Source organism: Streptomyces sp. NPDC034086 (assembly GCF_055575515.1).
Map to the genome: position 1 here is coordinate 191,517 of NZ_JBVISM010000006.1, position 16,300 is coordinate 207,816.

The 16,300-nt window shown below is 75.3% G+C and carries 18 protein-coding genes and 2 tRNA genes; 8 read left to right on the forward strand and 12 right to left on the reverse strand.

All coding sequences use genetic code 11. From position 1 onward, the window contains the following. Positions 1-62: 62 nt before the first annotated feature. Positions 63-2,039, reverse strand: a complete 1,977-nt coding sequence (gene thrS, locus ACZ514_RS17330) for a threonine--tRNA ligase (RefSeq protein ID WP_468169124.1) — start codon at positions 2,037-2,039, stop codon at positions 63-65. A 197-nt stretch (positions 2,040-2,236) separates the two neighbouring features. Here thrS and ACZ514_RS17335 point away from each other — a divergent pair, with 197 nt between their 5' ends. Both ACZ514_RS17335 and ACZ514_RS17340 read left to right on the forward strand, forming a co-directional pair. Next, positions 2,237-2,704, forward strand: coding sequence for a GNAT family N-acetyltransferase (locus ACZ514_RS17335; RefSeq protein ID WP_468699905.1), 468 nt, complete (start codon positions 2,237-2,239; stop codon positions 2,702-2,704). Between the two features lie 82 nt (positions 2,705-2,786). Further along, complete coding sequence (locus ACZ514_RS17340) at positions 2,787-3,464, forward strand: hypothetical protein (protein ID WP_469125070.1); 678 nt, start codon at positions 2,787-2,789, stop codon at positions 3,462-3,464. 57 nt (positions 3,465-3,521) lie between these two features. Here ACZ514_RS17340 and ACZ514_RS17345 read toward each other — a convergent pair whose 3' ends face one another. From ACZ514_RS17345 to ACZ514_RS17355, 3 genes are all read right to left on the reverse strand, one after another. Continuing rightward, on the reverse strand, positions 3,522-4,229 hold the full coding sequence (locus ACZ514_RS17345; RefSeq protein WP_469125071.1) for an SDR family NAD(P)-dependent oxidoreductase: 708 nt from the start codon (positions 4,227-4,229) through the stop codon (positions 3,522-3,524). Positions 4,230-4,462: 233 nt separating this feature from the next. Further along, on the reverse strand, positions 4,463-5,671 hold the full coding sequence (locus ACZ514_RS17350) for a hypothetical protein (RefSeq protein ID WP_468699902.1): 1,209 nt from the start codon (positions 5,669-5,671) through the stop codon (positions 4,463-4,465). Further along, on the reverse strand, positions 5,671-6,249 hold the full coding sequence (locus tag ACZ514_RS17355; RefSeq protein ID WP_469125072.1) for a DUF4365 domain-containing protein: 579 nt from the start codon (positions 6,247-6,249) through the stop codon (positions 5,671-5,673). Before ACZ514_RS17355 ends, ACZ514_RS17350 begins: the two co-directional genes overlap by 1 nt. A gap of 222 nt (positions 6,250-6,471) precedes the next feature. Between ACZ514_RS17355 and ACZ514_RS17360 the strand changes: the two genes are divergently transcribed. Continuing rightward, a complete protein-coding gene (locus tag ACZ514_RS17360) occupies positions 6,472-7,197 on the forward strand; it encodes a 3'-5' exonuclease (protein ID WP_388944380.1) in 726 nt (241 codons plus the stop codon). 93 nt (positions 7,198-7,290) lie between these two features. Here ACZ514_RS17360 and ACZ514_RS17365 read toward each other — a convergent pair. Both ACZ514_RS17365 and ACZ514_RS17370 read right to left on the reverse strand, forming a co-directional pair. Beyond that, a tRNA-Val gene (locus tag ACZ514_RS17365) sits at positions 7,291-7,362 on the reverse strand. A gap of 38 nt (positions 7,363-7,400) precedes the next feature. Next, entirely contained in the window at positions 7,401-7,874 is a 474-nt protein-coding gene (locus tag ACZ514_RS17370; RefSeq protein WP_468699900.1) for an SRPBCC family protein, read from the reverse strand. Between the two features lie 117 nt (positions 7,875-7,991). Between ACZ514_RS17370 and ACZ514_RS17375 the strand changes: the two genes are divergently transcribed. Next, positions 7,992-10,334: an SCO7613 C-terminal domain-containing membrane protein gene (locus ACZ514_RS17375; RefSeq protein WP_469125073.1), complete on the forward strand. Its 2,343-nt coding sequence runs from the start codon at positions 7,992-7,994 to the stop codon at positions 10,332-10,334. A gap of 68 nt (positions 10,335-10,402) precedes the next feature. Here ACZ514_RS17375 and ACZ514_RS17380 read toward each other — a convergent pair. Then, a tRNA-Val gene (locus tag ACZ514_RS17380) sits at positions 10,403-10,474 on the reverse strand. 67 nt (positions 10,475-10,541) lie between these two features. Beyond that, positions 10,542-10,979 (reverse strand): TIGR02611 family protein, encoded by a 438-nt coding sequence (locus tag ACZ514_RS17385; RefSeq protein WP_469125074.1) that lies wholly within the window; start codon positions 10,977-10,979, stop codon positions 10,542-10,544. 177 nt (positions 10,980-11,156) lie between these two features. Between ACZ514_RS17385 and ACZ514_RS17390 the strand changes: the two genes are divergently transcribed. Beyond that, positions 11,157-11,570: an SsgA family sporulation/cell division regulator gene (locus tag ACZ514_RS17390; RefSeq protein WP_030011909.1), complete on the forward strand. Its 414-nt coding sequence runs from the start codon at positions 11,157-11,159 to the stop codon at positions 11,568-11,570. Between the two features lie 209 nt (positions 11,571-11,779). After that, positions 11,780-12,406 (forward strand): CGNR zinc finger domain-containing protein, encoded by a 627-nt coding sequence (locus tag ACZ514_RS17395; protein WP_468169151.1) that lies wholly within the window; start codon positions 11,780-11,782, stop codon positions 12,404-12,406. Here the strand turns inward: ACZ514_RS17395 and ACZ514_RS17400 are convergent. Further along, positions 12,347-12,628 (reverse strand): hypothetical protein, encoded by a 282-nt coding sequence (locus tag ACZ514_RS17400; protein WP_468169154.1) that lies wholly within the window; start codon positions 12,626-12,628, stop codon positions 12,347-12,349. The genes ACZ514_RS17395 and ACZ514_RS17400 overlap by 60 nt on opposite strands. Positions 12,629-12,881: 253 nt before the next feature. Between ACZ514_RS17400 and ACZ514_RS17405 the strand changes: the two genes are divergently transcribed. Continuing rightward, entirely contained in the window at positions 12,882-13,430 is a 549-nt protein-coding gene (locus tag ACZ514_RS17405; protein WP_469125075.1) for a dioxygenase family protein, read from the forward strand. 85 nt (positions 13,431-13,515) lie between these two features. On the opposite strand, the gene ACZ514_RS17410 is transcribed toward ACZ514_RS17405, so the two are convergent. Further along, positions 13,516-13,947, reverse strand: coding sequence for a hypothetical protein (locus ACZ514_RS17410; protein WP_469125076.1), 432 nt, complete (start codon positions 13,945-13,947; stop codon positions 13,516-13,518). Between the two features lie 163 nt (positions 13,948-14,110). Between ACZ514_RS17410 and ACZ514_RS17415 the strand changes: the two genes are divergently transcribed. Next, positions 14,111-14,614 carry a DsbA family protein gene (locus ACZ514_RS17415; RefSeq protein ID WP_469125077.1) on the forward strand — a complete coding sequence of 168 codons (504 nt, stop codon included), beginning with the start codon at positions 14,111-14,113 and terminating at the stop codon, positions 14,612-14,614. On the opposite strand, the gene ACZ514_RS17420 is transcribed toward ACZ514_RS17415, so the two are convergent. Together ACZ514_RS17420 and ACZ514_RS17425 are read right to left on the reverse strand one after the other, a co-directional pair. Next, positions 14,611-15,258, reverse strand: a complete 648-nt coding sequence (locus ACZ514_RS17420) for a hypothetical protein (protein ID WP_468169166.1) — start codon at positions 15,256-15,258, stop codon at positions 14,611-14,613. The genes ACZ514_RS17415 and ACZ514_RS17420 overlap by 4 nt on opposite strands. A gap of 173 nt (positions 15,259-15,431) precedes the next feature. Further along, positions 15,432-16,256, reverse strand: a complete 825-nt coding sequence (locus ACZ514_RS17425) for a GNAT family N-acetyltransferase (RefSeq protein WP_469125078.1) — start codon at positions 16,254-16,256, stop codon at positions 15,432-15,434. Positions 16,257-16,300 lie beyond the last annotated feature (44 nt).

The following is a 16,300-nucleotide window of genomic DNA, read 5'->3' on the forward strand; positions in this document are numbered from 1 at the left end:
GACGAGCGGGGCCCCCGGAAAGTGATCCCTTTCCGGGGGCCCCGCTCCCGCGTCGGTCCGGGTCAGACCTGGACGCGGTCGGCGACGACCTTGGCCAGCTTGGCCAGCGCCTCGTCCTTCGGGATGCCGTTCTCCTGCGAGCCGTCGCGGTAGCGGAAGGAGACGGTGCCCGCGGCCATGTCCTCGTCACCGACGATGATCATGAACGGGACCTTGAGCTTCTGGTGGTTGCGGATCTTCTTCTGCATGCGGTCGGAGGAGGCGTCCACCTCGACCCGCAGGCCCTGCTTCTTCGCCGCCGCGGCGAACTCCTGCAGGTACTCCACGTGCCCGTCGCCGATCGGGATGCCGACCGCCTGGACGGGGGCCAGCCACGGCGGCATGGCGCCCGCGTAGTGCTCCAGCAGCACCGCGAAGAACCGCTCGATGGAGCCGAACAGCGCGCGGTGGATCATGACCGGACGCTGGCGCGAGCCGTCCGGGCCGGTGTACTCCAGGTCGAAGCGCTCGGGCAGGTTGAAGTCCAGCTGGACGGTCGACATCTGCCAGGTGCGGCCGATGGCGTCGCGCGCCTGCACGGAGATCTTCGGGCCGTAGAAGGCCGCGCCGCCCGGGTCGGGGGTCAGCGGGAGGCCCTGCTTCTCGGCGACCTGCTGGAGGACCGCGGTGGCCTCTTCCCAAACCTCGTCCGAGCCGACGAACTTCTCCGGGTCCTTGGTCGACAGCTCCAGGTAGAAGTCGGTCAGACCGTAGTCGCGCAGCAGGTTCAGCACGAAGGTGAGCGTGCGGTCGAGTTCCTCGGCCATCTGCTCGCGGGTGCAGTAGATGTGCGCGTCGTCCTGGGTGAAGCCCCGGGCGCGGGTCAGGCCGTGGACCACGCCCGACTTCTCGTACCGGTACACGGTGCCGAACTCGAACAGGCGCAGCGGCAGCTCACGGTAGGAGCGCCCGCGCGCGTCGAAGATCAGGTTGTGCATCGGGCAGTTCATCGGCTTGAGGTAGTAGTCGGTACCGCCGTCGAGCTGCATGGGGGGGTACATGCCCTCCGCGTACCAGTCCAGGTGGCCGCTCTTCTCGAAGAGGGCGCCCTTGGTGGCGTGCGGGGAGTAGACGAACTCGTAGCCCTCCTCCTCGTGCCGGCGGCGCGAGTAGTCCTCCATCACCCGGCGGATGATGCCGCCGCGCGGGTGGAAGACGGCCAGACCGGAGCCGATCTCGTCCGGGATGGAGAAGAGGTCGAGCTCGTTGCCGAGCTTGCGGTGGTCGCGCTTCTCGGCCTCGGCGAGGAAGTCGAGGTGGGCCTTCAGCTCCTCCTTCGAGGGCCAGGCGGTGCCGTAGATGCGCTGGAGCATCGGGTTCTTCTCGCTGCCGCGCCAGTAGGCGGCCGCGTTGCGCATCAGCTTGAACGCCGGGATGTTGCGGGTGGTGGGCAGGTGCGGACCGCGGCAGAGGTCCTTCCAGCACAGCTCGCCGGTCTTGGCGTCCAGGTTGTCGTAGATGGTCAGCTCGCCGCCGCCCACCTCGACGTTCGCGCCGTCGTCGGTCGACGCGGAGCCCTTGATGCCGATGAGTTCCAGCTTGTACGGCTCGTCCGCGAGCTCCTCGCGGGCCGCCTCGTCGGAGACCACGCGGCGGGCGAACCGCTGGCCGCGCTTCTGGATCTCCTGCATCTTCTTCTCGATGGTCTTCAGGTCCTCGGGAGTGAAGGGCCTGGCGACGTCGAAGTCGTAGTAGAAGCCGTCGCGGACCGGCGGGCCGATGCCGAGCTTGGCCTCGGGGAACAGCTCCTGCACGGCCTGCGCCATGACGTGCGCGGTCGAGTGGCGCAGGATGTTCAGGCCGTCCTCGGAGGAGATCTCCACCGGCTCGACGGTCTCGCCGTCCCGCACCTCGTACGAGAGGTCCTTCAGCTCGCCCGCGACGCGCGCGGCGACGATGGTGCGCTCGCCGGCGAAGAGCTCCGCCGCCGTAGTGCCCGTGGCCACCACGCGCTCGTCCCGCTCGGAATCGCGTTGGATGATCACACGGACGTCTGACACCGGTCTCTCCTGACTCAGGGGGCACGCGGGCGAACGCCGCGCGCCTGAATCGTACCGAGCCGAACGGCCGCGCCGCGAAACGGTTAACCCGGGGGCCCCGGAGCGGGTCCGGGCCGGCCCGGAAACCCCAAGGCGCGCCCCCGGGCGGCGCGGGTAGCGTGGGCCGTTCCCGTCCGAGCCCCCGAAGGGACACCCGTATGCCGCAGCTCCGCCCGCTGGACCTCACCGACGACGCGACGGCGGCCGCCGTGCACGCGGTCGGCCTGGCCGCCTACGCGGTGGAGGCGGAGCTGATCGGCTTCGACGGCATCCCCGCGCTCGGCGAGGGCCTGGAGGCGATGCGGGCGCGGCCGCTGCGCTGGCTGGGCGCGGTCACCGGGGACGGCGCGGTCGCGGGCTTCCTGGCCTGGGAGGACACACCCGACGGCGTCTCCGTCGACCGGCTGTGCGTGGACCCGGCCCGGTTCCGCCAGGGCATCGGCTCGCTGCTGCTGCGCCACGCGGTGGCGGAGCTCTTCCCGGGCCGGCCCGTCGAGGTCTCCACCGGCGCGGACAACACCCCTGCGGTCGCCCTCTACGAACGCCTCGGCTTCACCCGGGGCGCGGACTTCAGCCCCGTCCCCGGCCTGCGGATGGCTTCCTTCACCCTGCGCGGCACCGCGTAGCGGCCGGGCGCGGGGGAACCGTCCGGCGGCCGGGTACGTCACACGGGCGCCCGGAGCGGGCACCGAGCCGGATCGAGGAACCATGCGCCGTACCGCCGTCACGCTCGCCTGTCTCGCCGCCGCGCTGCTCGGCGGCTGCTCGGCCGCCGGCGGTTCCGGCCCGGCGGCCGAGCCGCCCGCGCCGCCGTCCCCGGAGGGGGCTCCGGCCTGCCCCGGGCACGACCGGGCCGGGCCCGGCGCCCCGCCCACCACCGTCGACGGCACGCCCGCGAACACCCCCGAGGCCGCACGCCTGTCTCAGGCCGTCGGCGCGCAGGGGTACGGCGCCTTCGCCGACGTCTACGGCACCCACGTCACCGACCGCCCGGCCGGGCGCGTCGCGGTGTGCGTCACCGACCTCGCCCGGGGCCGGCGGCTGCTGGAGGCCGCCGGGAAGGCCGACCCCTCCGTCGACCCCGGCCGCGCGGACCTCTACCTGAGCCGCTTCACCCACCGCGCGCTCGTCACCGCCGTGGAGCGGCTCACCGCCGACCAGGGGCGGCCCGCCTTCCCCCTCTACGGCTTCTCGCCCGCCGCCGACGCCTCCGGGGTGGTGGCGACGAGCACCGCCGAGGGAGCCGCCTCGAAGGACCTGAAGGCCCGCCTGGAGCAGATCACCGGCGGAGTCCCGGTCACGGTGGAAAGGGGCGACCCGGCCACGCCCCTCGGGGGCGACGAGCTCCGGAAGGCCGGGGACACGGCGTCACCGGTCGCTCCGTAGCGTCCGTCGCCCCGGGGCGGGGGCGCGCGGCCTCCACGGCGGGGCCACCGGATGCCTCTACCAGGGCAGGGGTTCGCCGTTCCGGAAGAAGCCGCCGGTGGGTCCGGAGTCGGGCAGGGTGGCGGCCCGGATGATGCCGGCGGCGCCCTCGCCGACGGGCCCGCCGCCCGGGCCGCCCATGCCGGTGGCGACCCACCCCGGACAGACCGCGTTGACCAGGATCCCCTCGGCGCGCAGCTCGTCGGCGAGCTTGCGGGTCAGGGCGTTCAGAGCGGCCTTCGAAACCCCGTAGGCGGGGGTGCCGCCGGACATGAGCTCCAGGGAGCCGGATTCGCTGGAGACGTTCACCACGCGGGCGCGCTGCGAACGGCGCAGCAGCGGCAGGAACGCCCGCACGGTCCGCCAGGCGCCGAAGAGGTTGGTCTCCAGGGTGTGGCGGACCTCGTCGAGGTCGGCGGACACGGCTCGCCGGGAGGTGTCGTAGTTGATGGCCGCGTTGTTGACGAGGACGTCGAGGCGCCCGAACTCCTCCTCCACGCGCCGGGCGAGGGCACGGACCTCGTCGGCGTCGGTCACGTCCAGCCGGCACGGCAGCAGCCTGCCGGGCAGTCCCGGGGCCAGACCGGCGACGGCCCGTGCGGCGTCCTGCGGACGGCGGGCGGACAGCAGGACGGTGTGACCGAGTCCGGCGAGCCGGCGCGCGGTCTCGCGGCCGATGCCCCTGTTGCCGCCCGTGACCAGCGATATCGGTGCGGCGGTGCTCATGCTCTTCCCCCTCGCGCGGACGATCCGTACGGCGAGCACGCTATGGCTCGCGCCGCGCGAGGGGATCGGGCCGAAGACGCAGACGGGGCCCGGCCTCGGACGTAGTCCCCACGGACCGTCACGGCGCAGGCGCGGTCCGGCCATCCGGTACGGCAGGACCGCCGCGGTCCTCACCGGACCCCGCCTCGCCGCCGTCCTCACCGGGTCGGCGAGGCGATCCGAGGGGGAACGCCCTAGTCACCGTCCGACGGCAGCACCTCGTCGGCGTCGAGGGACGCGTCCAGGGACTTCATCAGCCGGTCCCGCTCCATCTCGTCCAGCGGCACCGGCGTCACGTCCGAGGCCCCCGCCAGCCTGCGGAAGCCTCCCCGGCGGGAGAGCCGGCCGCTGACCCGGACCGGCAGCCCGGCCAGGTGGGCGTGGACCGCGGTGCGGTAGTCCTCCTCGTCGAGGGCGGCCCGGACGTACGGGACCTCCGCGCCCGCCAGCACCCGCAGCCGGACGGTCCCCCCGCCGCCCGACGCCGAGCGCCGCATCCGCACCACGGCGCCCGCGATGCGGACGGCGACGGCCGGCTCGGCCCGGGTGTAGCGGGCGGCGGCCTCGCGCAGCACCGGCAGGTCGCCCGGCGAGAACTCCACCGGCTCGGGCCGCGCCGCGCATCCGGCCGGGACCCCCGCCGCGGGCGCCCAGGCCAGGGTGATCCGGGCCCCTTCCGAACCCCGGACGAGGGCGACCAGCGCCTCGGCGAACTCCCGGCTGACGCCCGCCGCCACCGCGGCGTCGAAGGCCTCCATGCCGCCGGTCGCCCTCCGGTAGTCCACCGCCTCCCGCGCCGCGTGCAGCGCGTGGTGCAGCCGCGTCACCGCCCCGCGCCCCCCGGCCACCGGAACGTACGCGGCGAGCCTGCGCCCGCCGGGGGCGGGCCCCACCAGCACCCCGTCGAGGAAGCGTTGGGCCTGCGCGCGGTGGCGGGCGCCGTAGTAGCCGGCGCGGGCCCGGTCGGCGAGGGCCCCGGCCAGCAGCAGCCGGCGGGCGGCCGAGCGCAGCCGCTCCTGCGCGGGCCAGGCGGCCTCGCCCTGGAGCCCGTACGGTCCCGGCGGGACCTCCCGTTCCCAGCGGACCTCGTCGCTGGGCACGCTCAGCCCGAAGAGCACCTCCCGCGCGGAGGGGGCCGCGCTGCGGGAGAGCGCGGTCAGGGCCTCCTCCAGGAGGTCGGCGCAGTCGGGGAAGGTCCGGTTCTCGGGGACGAGCAGGCTGGTCCCGGCCCGGTCCGGCGGGGTCCAGCGACCGTAGCGGCCCGCCGCTCCGCCGCGCCGCAGCCAGCCGTGGCGGTGCAGCAGCGCCCCGAGGACCTGCGGGTCGACCTGCCCCGGATCGGGGGTGTCCGGGGCGGGCCGCGGACGGGGCAGGGGTTCGAGGTGCGGCGGGTACCGGTCCATCAGGGTGTCCCTCCCGACCCGACGCGGGTCATGATCTCGCACAGCGCCCGGTCGTCGAAGATCCGCCCGGTCGGGATCCGTACGGTGGTGCGGCGCCTGCCGGTGACGGGGTGCCCGGCCAGGTTGGTCCAGTAGCAGCAGTGCCGCAGGTCGAGCCGGTCGTGCCCGGCGCTCAGCCAGAGTTCGCGTTCCCGCGGTACGAGCATCACCACGAGGATCTTGTGGACGGCGACCGGTGTCCGCGCCAGCTTCACCAGGTGCTCGTTGTCGAGGGTGAAGCCGAAGCTGGCCCCGGCGGGGCGGGGCGCTACCTGGTAGGTCGCCTTCAGCTGCACCTTGATGGTCACCTCGTCGTCGACGACGTGCTCGGGCGCGCCGTGGCTCACGTGCCAGTCGATGCCGTTGTCCGGAAAGGGCTGGGAGAGCGAGCAGCCGGCCGCGGCGGCGACGGCGTGGAGGTAGCCCACCTGGAGGGTCTCCATGCAGGCGGTGGTGGCGAGTGTGCCGCGCAGCGGTCCGGTCGGCGGATCGCCCTGTCCGTGCGGTACCCCGCCCGGTTCGGGCTGCGTGAGCGCCATGGCCGGCTCCCCATGCCTTCCGGGCTCTGCCGTGAACGGGTGAGGGGGTGACGGGTGGTCACGCGTACGGCCCCCTGCGGAAGTTGTCTCCGCAGCCGGGTACCGCCAAACGGCGTACGGGGCGAAAAGCCCGGGTATCACGGATTCGGCGGGGGTCGGCGCGCTCCGTGGGCGGAGGTGCCCGGTGCGGCCCACCTGCCCACCGGGAACGAGGAGTTCGTCATGACACGCTGGTACGAGGGGCCGTTGGCCGCCTTCGACACGGAGACCACCGGGGTGGACGTCGAGCAGGACCGGATCGTGTCCGCCGCGCTCGTCGTGCAGGAGTGTGCGGGCGGCCGGGTCCGCTCCACCCGGTGGCTGGTCAATCCCGGCGTTCCGGTGCCGCCGGGAGCGACGGAGGTGCACGGCCTGACGGACGAGCACCTCCAGCGCAACGGCCGCTGGCCCGCGCCGGTGGTGGAGGAGATAGCCCGGGCGCTGGGCGAGCAGCAGGCGGCGGGCCGGCCGGTGGTGGTGATGAACGCCCCGTTCGATCTGACGCTGCTGGACCGGGAGTTGCGCCGGCACCGGGCGTCCTCGCTGGCGCGGTACCTGGACAACAGGCCGCTGACGGTGCTGGATCCGCGGGTCCTGGACAAGCACCTGGACCGCTACCGCAAGGGCCGCCGCACGCTGACGGACCTGTGCGCGCACTACGGGATAGACCTGGAGGGGGCGCACGACGCCTCGGTGGACGCGCAGGCGGCGCTGGAGGTCGTACGGGCGGTCGGGCGCAGGTTCGCGGCGCGGCTGGAGCGGCTGAGCCCGGCGGAGCTGCACACCCTCCAGGCGGTGTGGCACGCGGCACAGGCGCGGGGGCTCCAGGCGTGGTACGCCCGGCAGGGCACTCCGGAGGCGGTGGATCCGCACTGGCCGCTGCGTCCGGACCTGCCACAGGCCGCCTGAGCCGCAGGCCGCCTGACGGGATCCGCGTATTCCCGAACGGCCCCCGGACATGCGGAAGGCCGGTCCGTCATCAGACGGACCGGCCTGTCCCGGTGGGCGATACTGGGATCGAACCAGTGACCCCTTCGGTGTGAACGAAGTGCTCTCCCGCTGAGCTAATCGCCCGGGAACGCACTGAACAATACAAGAGCCCCGGGGCCGGATCAAACCGCTCCCGGCGGAGCGGCCAGCCGGGCCCGCAGGCCGCGCCGCCCGGCCCGCATCAGCAGCGCGTGGTTGAGCCGGAACAGCGGCCGGCCGACGAGCGCGAACCGCCGCAGCGGGGCGGCCCGCACCTCGGCCTCCTGCTCGTAGACCACCCGCGCGCGGACGGCTCCGGCCGCGCCCCGGGGGCGTACGGTCCACCGCGCCCAGCCCTCGAGGTCCCCGCTCAGCGCCGCCTCGAGGACCCCGCGCCCGGGGTCCTGGAGGAGCTCGGTGAGGGTGACGCGGATCCCGTACGGGAGGACCGAGCGGATCAGGACGTTCGCGGTGCGCGCGTCGATCCGTTCGACCCGGCGGATCTGGGGCCACCAGCCGGGGTAGCGCGCGGGATCGGCCAGCAGGGAGTGGACGAGCGCGGGCGGGGCGTCGAGGTCCCACACGCTGCGGAAGCGGTAGTGCGTCCAGCGGTGCATGGCTCCAGTGTGGCCCGGCCGGCGCCGGTGCGGGGCGGTTTCCCCAGGAGGTACTCAGCGGCGATCTGAGTAGGCACACCGATGTCCTGATGGCGTGACGGGCGCCACACTCCGGCTATGGACTCCCCCCTGCCGCCGGCCCAGGAGCTGGCGCTCATCGACGGCGAGCTCGCCCAACTGGACACCCGGCGCCTGTACTTGCTGGCCCGCCGGGACTGGCTGCTGCGCGTGCCAGCCCAGCCGGTGCCGCAGCCGCAGTTCCCGCCGTTCCCGCCGTCCGCGCCGCCGGCCGGGGGGCCGAAGCCGAGCGCCCAGAACGTGCTGCTGGTGCTCGGCGCGGTGCTGCTCGCCGTCGCGGCGCTGGCGTTCACCCTCGTCAGCTGGGGTTCTCTGGGCATCGGCGGGCGCTCCGCGGTGCTGGCGGCGGTGACGGCGGCGGCGCTCGCGGCGCCCGCCGCGCTGCTGCGGCGCGGGCTGCGGTCGACGGCCGAGGCGGTCGCGGCGGTGGGGCTGCTGCTGACGGTGCTGGACGCGTACGCGGTGCACGCGGCCGGGCTGCCGGACACCGACGGCGTCGCGTACGCGGCCTGGGCGTCGGCCGCGCTGGCGGGCCTCTGGGCCGGGTACGGGGCGGCCCTGAGGGGGCTGCGGATGCCGGCGCTCGCCGCGGTGGCCGCCGCGCAGCTGCCGTTGCCGCTGGCGGCGGCCGCGGCGGGGGCGGACCCGCTGGGGGCCGGCGCGGCGCTGCTGGCGACGGCGGCGCTGGACGCGGCCCTGGCGGTGCTGGTGGCCCGCCGGGCGGTACGGATGCCCGCGTGGGTGTGCTCGGGGGTCCTGGCCGGGGCGGCGCTGGCGCTCGGGCTGGCGCTGTCCCTGGCGCGGGCCGGGGCGGCCGGTCCGGCGCTGCTGCTGGCCGCGGGGGGTGTGCTGGGCGTGGCGGTGGCCTGGCGCGAGCCGCGGGCTTCGGCGGCCGCTCTGGTGGGGGGTCTGGCGGCGGTGTCGGCGGCGGGGGCGCTGGTGCCGGCCGGGGCGGGGACCGTGTGGTGGGCGGTGGCGGCGCGGGTGGCGGCGGCGCTCGCCCTGTCTGCGGCGGCGGTGCGGGCGGGAGCCGTCCCGGAGCCGGTGCGACGGGGCCTGCTGCGGGCGGGCGCGGGGGTGGCCGCCGCGGGGGCGCTGGCGGGACTGTCGGCGGTGGCCGTGGTGCTGGCGGCCCGGGCCGGGGTGCTGCGCGAGGTGTGGGCCGGGACAACCCCGCACCCGGCGGCGCCCGGGGTGGCACTGGCGGTGACGCTGCTGCTCGCGGCGGGCGCGCTGGGGCTGCCGGGCGGGGTGCTGCCGGGGCCGGTGGCGGCAGCGGCGGCGGTGGTGTGCGGCTGGGCGGGGCTGTTCGTGGCGCCGATGGCGGCGGGCCTGCCGGCCGGGGCGGTGTTCGCCGCGCAGCTCGGGGTGACGGCGGCGGCCGGTGCGGCGGCTTCGCGGGTTCCGGCGCGGCCGGGGGCGCGGGCCGCCGGATGGGCCGCGGCCGGGTGCGCGGCCCTGGGGGCCCTGAACCTGTCCCTGGCCGCGCTGGACGGCCGTACGGCCACCCTGGCGGTGTGGGGGCTGCTGGGCGCCGGCTGCGCCCTGGGGGCGGCCCACAGGGCCGCGGCGCTGCCCGTACGGGCCGGCTTCGCGGTGGGCGCCGTCGGGTACGCGGCGGCGCTGGTGGTGGCGGTGGGCGCGGTGACGGGTCTGGGCTGGCCCTGGCGGGCGGTGGCGGCCGTGGCGGTCCCGGCGCTGGTGGCGGCGCTGGGGCCCCGGCTGGGCCCGGTGAGGGTCCCGGCCGAGGCGGCGGCGGCCGGGGCGCTGGCGGTGGCGGTGGCGCTCGCGGCGGGGGACGCGCCGGCGCTGGCGCTGGTCCTGGCGCTGGCCGGGGTGGTCTGCGCGGGCGCGGCCCTGCGCCCGGAGCGGCGGGCGGCGGCCCGGGCGGCGGGGGCCCTGTTCGTGGCGGCCGCGTGGGTGCGGCTGGCGGCGTCGGGGGTGGCGGTGCCGGAGGCGTACACGCTGCCGGTGTCGGTGCCCGCGCTGGTGGTGGGGCTGCTGCGCCGCCGACGGGATCCGCAGGCCTCGTCCTGGTCCTCGTACGGCCCGGGGCTGGCCGTGACGCTGCTGCCGAGCCTGGTGGCCGCCTGGGGGGACGCGCACTGGCAGCGTCCGCTGCTGCTGGGCGCGGCGGCGCTGGCGGTGACCCTGACGGGTGCGCACCGCCGGCTGCGGGCGCCGCTGCTGCTGGGCGGGGCGACGCTGGCGGCGGTGGCGCTGCACGAGCTGGCGCCGTACGTGGTGCAGGTGGCGGGCGTACTTCCGCGCTGGCTGCCGCCGGCGCTGGCGGGCCTGCTGCTGCTGGCGACGGGGGCGACGTACGAGAAGCGGCTGCGGGACGCGCGCAGGCTGCGGGAGGCGTTCGGGCGGCTGCGCTGAGGGCGCGCACGGCCGGGTACGGCAAAGGGCCCGGAGACTCTTCCGAGTCTCCGGGCCCCTGCTCCGGGTGGGCGATACTGGGTTCGAACCAGTGACCCCTTCGGTGTGAACGAAGTGCTCTCCCACTGAGCTAATCGCCCGGACGCACCGCAAACATTACCGCATGTCAGCGGTGCTCCGTGACCGCCCCGGGGCGACGCCGGACGTTCACTGGTCCTCGAGGTTCCACGGCAGGGTGAGGCCGTACTTCCACAGGTAGAAACCGATCAGCGCGGCCGCGATGGTGAGGCCGACGCTGGTGAGAACGAGGTTGCGGCGCCGGACCTTCGGATCGAGGGCCTTCTGGGCGGCTTCGGTGACCTTGCGCTTGGTCCAGCGCAGGACGAGGGAGGCCCAGGCGAACTCGGTGGCCCAGATCGCGAGCCCGGCGAAGATCGCGACCCAGCCGGGGCCGGGCAGGACGAGCATGGCGACGCCCGCGCCGATGACGGCGAGGCCCACGATGAAGACGCCGACCTGCCAGCTCAGGTGCAGGCTGCGGTTGGCCTTGATGAAGGCGGGCGCCTTCGACTCGTGCGGCGGCTCTTCGGCGGCCGGCTCGCTGCTGGCGGATTCGTTGATTCCGCGGTCACTCCCCGTATTCATGGCATCGAATCTACCGGAGCGGGAAGCACACGCGCATACCGGTGTGGATCCGCCGTCCGAGGGACCCAGAGGTCCGCAAAACGGTCAGAGGGGTTTACAACGGCACCGTAGGTGGCATGTCGATTTCGCCGACGTGCGAATCCCCGAGCGCACACTGAGCGAAAGGCCCTGGCGCTTATGAACACCACGGTCAGCTGCGAGCTGCACCTGCGCCTCGTTGTGTCGAGCGAGTCCTCACTGCCTGTTCCCGCGGGCCTGCGGTATGACACGGCCGATCCCTACGCCGTGCACGCCACCTTCCACACCGGCGCCGAGGAAACGGTCGAATGGGTGTTCGCCCGCGACCTCCTCGCGGAGGGCCTCCACCGGCCCACCGGTACCGGCGACGTCCGCGTCTGGCCGTCCCGCAGCCACGGTCAGGGCGTCGTCTGCATCGCCCTGAGCTCACCGGAGGGAGAAGCGCTGCTCGAGGCACCCGCCCGAGCCCTCGAGTCGTTCCTCAAGCGGACGGACGCCGCGGTCCCACCCGGGACCGAGCACCGGCACTTCGACCTCGACAAGGAGCTGTCGCACATCCTGGCCGAAAGCTGAGCCAGGCCCCCAGCCCCCCACCGTCCGACTCGGGGCGACGGTGCGGGACGGACAACCACATACGGCAGTGCCGGCGCTGTCCTCGCGGGAGCCATCCGCGGGGGCGGCGCCGGTGTGCTCGGGCACCTTTCCGGCGGCAGGCGCTATTGTCGGCCCCCAGCGGGCGGCAGCGGCCCGCCGCCGCAAGGCCCGGCCCCAGGGAGCATCCCGTGCAGATCCCCCACGACACCCGTCGCGCGCTCGACGTCGTCGTCGCGCTGGTGAACACCGCGGCCGAGCCGGACCAGCCCGACCGGCTGTCCGACGTCGCGGCGCTGCGCGGGTTCGTCGAGGAGTACGCGATCAGCGACGTCGGCGAGCTGGGCGCGCGCGACCTCGCCGGGGTGCGGACGGTGCGGGGCAAGTTCACCCAGGTCTTCGCGGCATCGAACTCCCGTGCGGCCGCCGCACTGATCAACGAGCTGGTGGCCACGGCGGGCACCACCCCGCGGCTGACCGACCACGACGGCTACGACTGGCACGTCCACTACTTCGCACCCGGCGCCTCGGTCGGCGACCACCTCGCCGCGGACGGCGGCATGGCGCTGGCCTTCATCGTGGTCTCCGGCGAGCGGGAGCGGCTGCGCCGCTGCGAGGCCCCGGACTGCCGGCGCGCCTTCGTGGACCTCTCCCGCAACCGTTCCCGCCGCTACTGCGACAGCCGTACCTGCGGGAACCGGCTCCACGTGGCCGCGTACCGGGCCCGCCGGAAGGGGGCGGACGTCCACCCGGAGGTCTCAGAGCAGATAGAGGTCGTGCAGGGCGGCGAGCAGCAGCAGGGTCCCGATCACCGCTAGGAAGATCATCAGCGGCGGCTGGGAGAGCGCGAAGAGGCACCCGCGCCCCTCCGCCGCGCCAGAGGCCGTGGAGGGCGTGGAGGCCGTCGCGGTCTTGGAGGCCGTCCCGGCCTCGGCGACGGCCGTGGCCTGCGCGGCCTTGGATGCCAGAGTGGCGGCGGCCCGGGCGATGGGGGCCTCGGAGGAGGGAGCCTGCGGCTCACCCTGCGATGTGTCGGGCATGTCGGGCCGATGATCGCGCAGCCCGCACCGGCCGCGCCCGCGACACCGCCCCGATCACCCCGGCGGTTCACCGTCTCTCGTCAGTTCAGGTGGTTGCCCGCGGCTTCTCCCCCGCGCGCCGCCCCTCATCCGCTACGAGGACCCGGCCGGCCGTGTGTCGGTCGCGGGCCAGGCCGCCGGCCTGCGGCACGGTGGCCGTGGGGGGCGGCCGTCCCGCACGCGACGGCCCCGGGCGTACGCGTGAGAGGCCTGCATGACCGACGAGGACACCATCCCGACCAGCCGCCGGGCCCTCCTGCTGACCGCCGGGTCCGCCGGCATCGCCGCGCTGACCGCGGCCTGCGCCCGCCCGGACGCGCCCGGCAGGGCCGCGCCGACGGGCGCCTCCGCTCCGGACTGCGTCCTGGCCCTGACGTCGGGTGCGGGCCCGAACTACACCGGCCGGGGCCGGACGCGCTCGGACGTCACCGAGGGCCGTGAGGGCGTGCCGCTGCGGCTGGAGCTGACCGTGGTGGGCGTCGAGGACGGCTGCCGGCCGCTGGCGGGCGCCGCCGTCGACATCTGGCAGGCCGACGCGGCCGGCCTGTACTCGGAGGGCGCGGAGACCCATCTGCGCGGGGTCCAGGTCACCGACACCGCCGGCCGCTGCACCTTCCGGACGATCGTGCCGGGCTGGTACGCGGGGCTGGCGCCGCACGTCCACTTCAAGGTCCGCCCCGACGGGCGCTCCGAGACGACCTCGCAGTTCTTCGCGACCCCAACGCCCACGACGACCGCTACCGGGCCGCCGCCGGGAGGATGACCCTCTCCCCCGTCCCCGACGGCACCGGCTACCGCGCCGCGTTCACCGTGGGCGTCCGCTAGACCGCCTCCGTCCGCCAGACCGCCTAGATGCCGTGCTTCTTGAGGATGGCCTCGATGTCGGAGAAGTCGTCCGCGGGGGCCGCCGGCCGGGCCGACGCGGCGTCCTGGCGCGCTCCCCTGCCCAGGGATGGGGCCGAGGCACCCGGGGCGACGGCCTTCCCGCCCGCGGCGCCCTCGGCGGCCTTCGGGGCCCGGCCGAGGCTCCTGCGCTCCACCGCCCGGGTGGTCACGAGGAGCACCCAGGCCAGGCCCAGCAGGGCGAAGCCGATCCAGACGCCCGGCTTGAGAACCAGCCCGGCGGCCCACTCCACGACGCCGGTCAGCACCAGACCCACGGGCACCAGCGCGTTGGCCGTGATCCGCGCGGCCGCGAGGAACCGCCTGCGGTACGCGGTCAGCGCGGCGATGCCCAGGCCCGCCGCGGACACCGCGGAACATATGGTCTCGGCCAGCATGCGGTCCTCCGGCGGTCTGCGGTGGGCGGTCTGTCCCTTCCATCCTGCACCGGCCCCCGCCGCCGCGGCCACGCCCCCGGCCCCTGCCTCGCCGATCTCCGGGACATCTCCGGGTCGGTTCTCCTCCTCAGGGGTCCGGAAGGAGGTCTGGGAGACTGTCCGCATGACCGATTCCGTGATCCTCGAAGTCTGGTGCGAACTCCAGTGCCCGGACTGCCACAGCGCGCTGGACGACGTGCGGGCCCTGCGCGCCCGCTACGGCGACCGGCTGGACGTCCGGCTGCGGCACTTCCCGCTGGAGAAGCACAAGCACGCCTTCGCCGCCGCGCAGGCCGCCGAGGAGGCCGCCGAGCAGGGGCAGGGCTGGCCGTACGCGGAGGCCGTGCTGGCCCGCACCGCCGAGCTGGGCGAGCGCGGCGAAGCCGTACTGCTGGACGTCGCGCGTGAACTGGGCCTGGACGCCGAGGAGTTCGACACCGCCCTGATCGACGGCCGGCACATCCTGATCGTGGACGCCGACCAGGCCGAGGGCAAGGCCATCGGCGTGACCGGCACCCCGACGTACGTGATCGGCGGCGAGCGCCTGGACGGCGGCAAGAGCCAGGAGGGCCTGCGCGCCCGCATCCAGGAGATCGCGGACCGGCTGCTCGCGGGCGGGAGCGCCTAAGGGCCGGCCACGGCCGGCGCGACGGTGCCGGCCGCGCGGTCCGCCAGCCAGGCGGCGATCCGCCGGCGGTACTCGGGGTTGCTGAGGGAACTCTCGTAGCCGGCCGTCCACTCCAGGTGCCGCAGGACGTTCTGCGAGCGGTGCGGGTGGGGCACCGCGACCACGTCGACACCGGCCTCGCCCGTGGAGCAGCCGATGTACACGCCGCCGTCGAGCGCCATCATCGCGAAGCCCGGGTGGCCCGCGTACACGCCGAGGAACGCCGAATCCGCGCCCCGGCCCATGATGTCCCACCGTTCCAGGAGCCGGACGCGGGTCCAGAGCGAGGGGGGCGCCCAGCGGCAGGCCTCGTGGGCGTACCGCAGGGCGGCGCGGTGGGTCCGGGTGCCCTGGGGGAGCTGGACGAGGAACTCCCGCCGGTGGTCGAAGAGGCCCGAGGAGACGGCGAGGTCGTACCAGTCCTCGTTGAGCCGCTCGACGAGCCGCGGGGTGCGGTACGGGTGGGAGAAGCCCCCGGCGAAGTCCTCGGCACGGTATCCGATGACGTACGGCACGACGCCGTCCGGCACCGCGTCCGGGATCACCTCGAGACCGGCCCGCCGCAGCGGCCGGTACACCTTGCGCTCACGCTCCCTGGCCCCCATCGGGCCAGCCTAGACCGTCTCTTCCGGATCTTGCCTGACCCGCGTCGCCCGGCACCGCACCTCGCCGCGTTGTCGAGGCACCCGAGGACGTCCGGTAATCGGGAGCCTCTCCGCCTTGCGATGCACGGCACCGGACGACGCGGGCTCAACCGGCAAGATCCGAAAGAGACGGCCTAGACCAGCTCCTTCGCGTAGTGGAGGTCCGTCGGCCGGTAGCCGAGGGACTCGTACAGGCGCAGGGCGGGAGTGTTGGCCGCGAACACGTGCAGCGCGAGCACCCGGTGGCCGGCGGCGATCGCCGTGCGCTCCGCGAGGAGCATCAGGGCCCGGCCGTGTCCGCGGCCGCGGTGCTCCTCGGCGACGGCGACGTCGAAGACGTACGAGCCTTCCCCGGCCGGCGCCACCCAGACGTGGCCGACGGGGGTGCCGGCCGCCTCCAGGACGGAGAAGGAGACCCCGGGCGTGGCCGGTCCCTGCGGGAGCCGCGCGTCGTGGTCGGCCCGCGCCTTGGCCAGGGCGGCCTCCGACGGCATCCCGCGGGCGGCCCAGCTCTCCGCGTAGTCGGCGCGGGCCCGTGCGTCCCAGGCCTCGTACTCGGCGCCGGTCATCGGGCGGCCGGCGGTCCCCTCGGGGAGGGCGGGCGGCTCGGTGGGGAGTTCCTTGGCCATGTTCCGGCCCTGCTCGGTGTAGCCGAGGGCCGCGGCGAGCCGCAGCCCGCCCGGGGATCCCGCCGGGACGGAGACCCGTACCCGCCGGCAGCCCCAGCCACGGAGCACCTCCTCGGCGGCGAGCGCCGCGACGGTGGCGCGGCCGCGGCGGCGGTCCGGCGCGTCGATGGCCAGGTCCCGGATCTCCCCCACCGTCGGCCCGAAGGGCGTGTCGGCGGCGATCAGCAGCGCCCCGACGCGCCTGCTGTTGACGCGGACCTCGTACGGGCGCGAGCGCGCGCCGGAGCCGCTCTGCTGAAGCGGCCCGCTCGGCCGCAGGGTGGTGGTCATCGTCGATTCCTACCCGCCCCTCGCCGCCGTGACCAGGGGGCCCG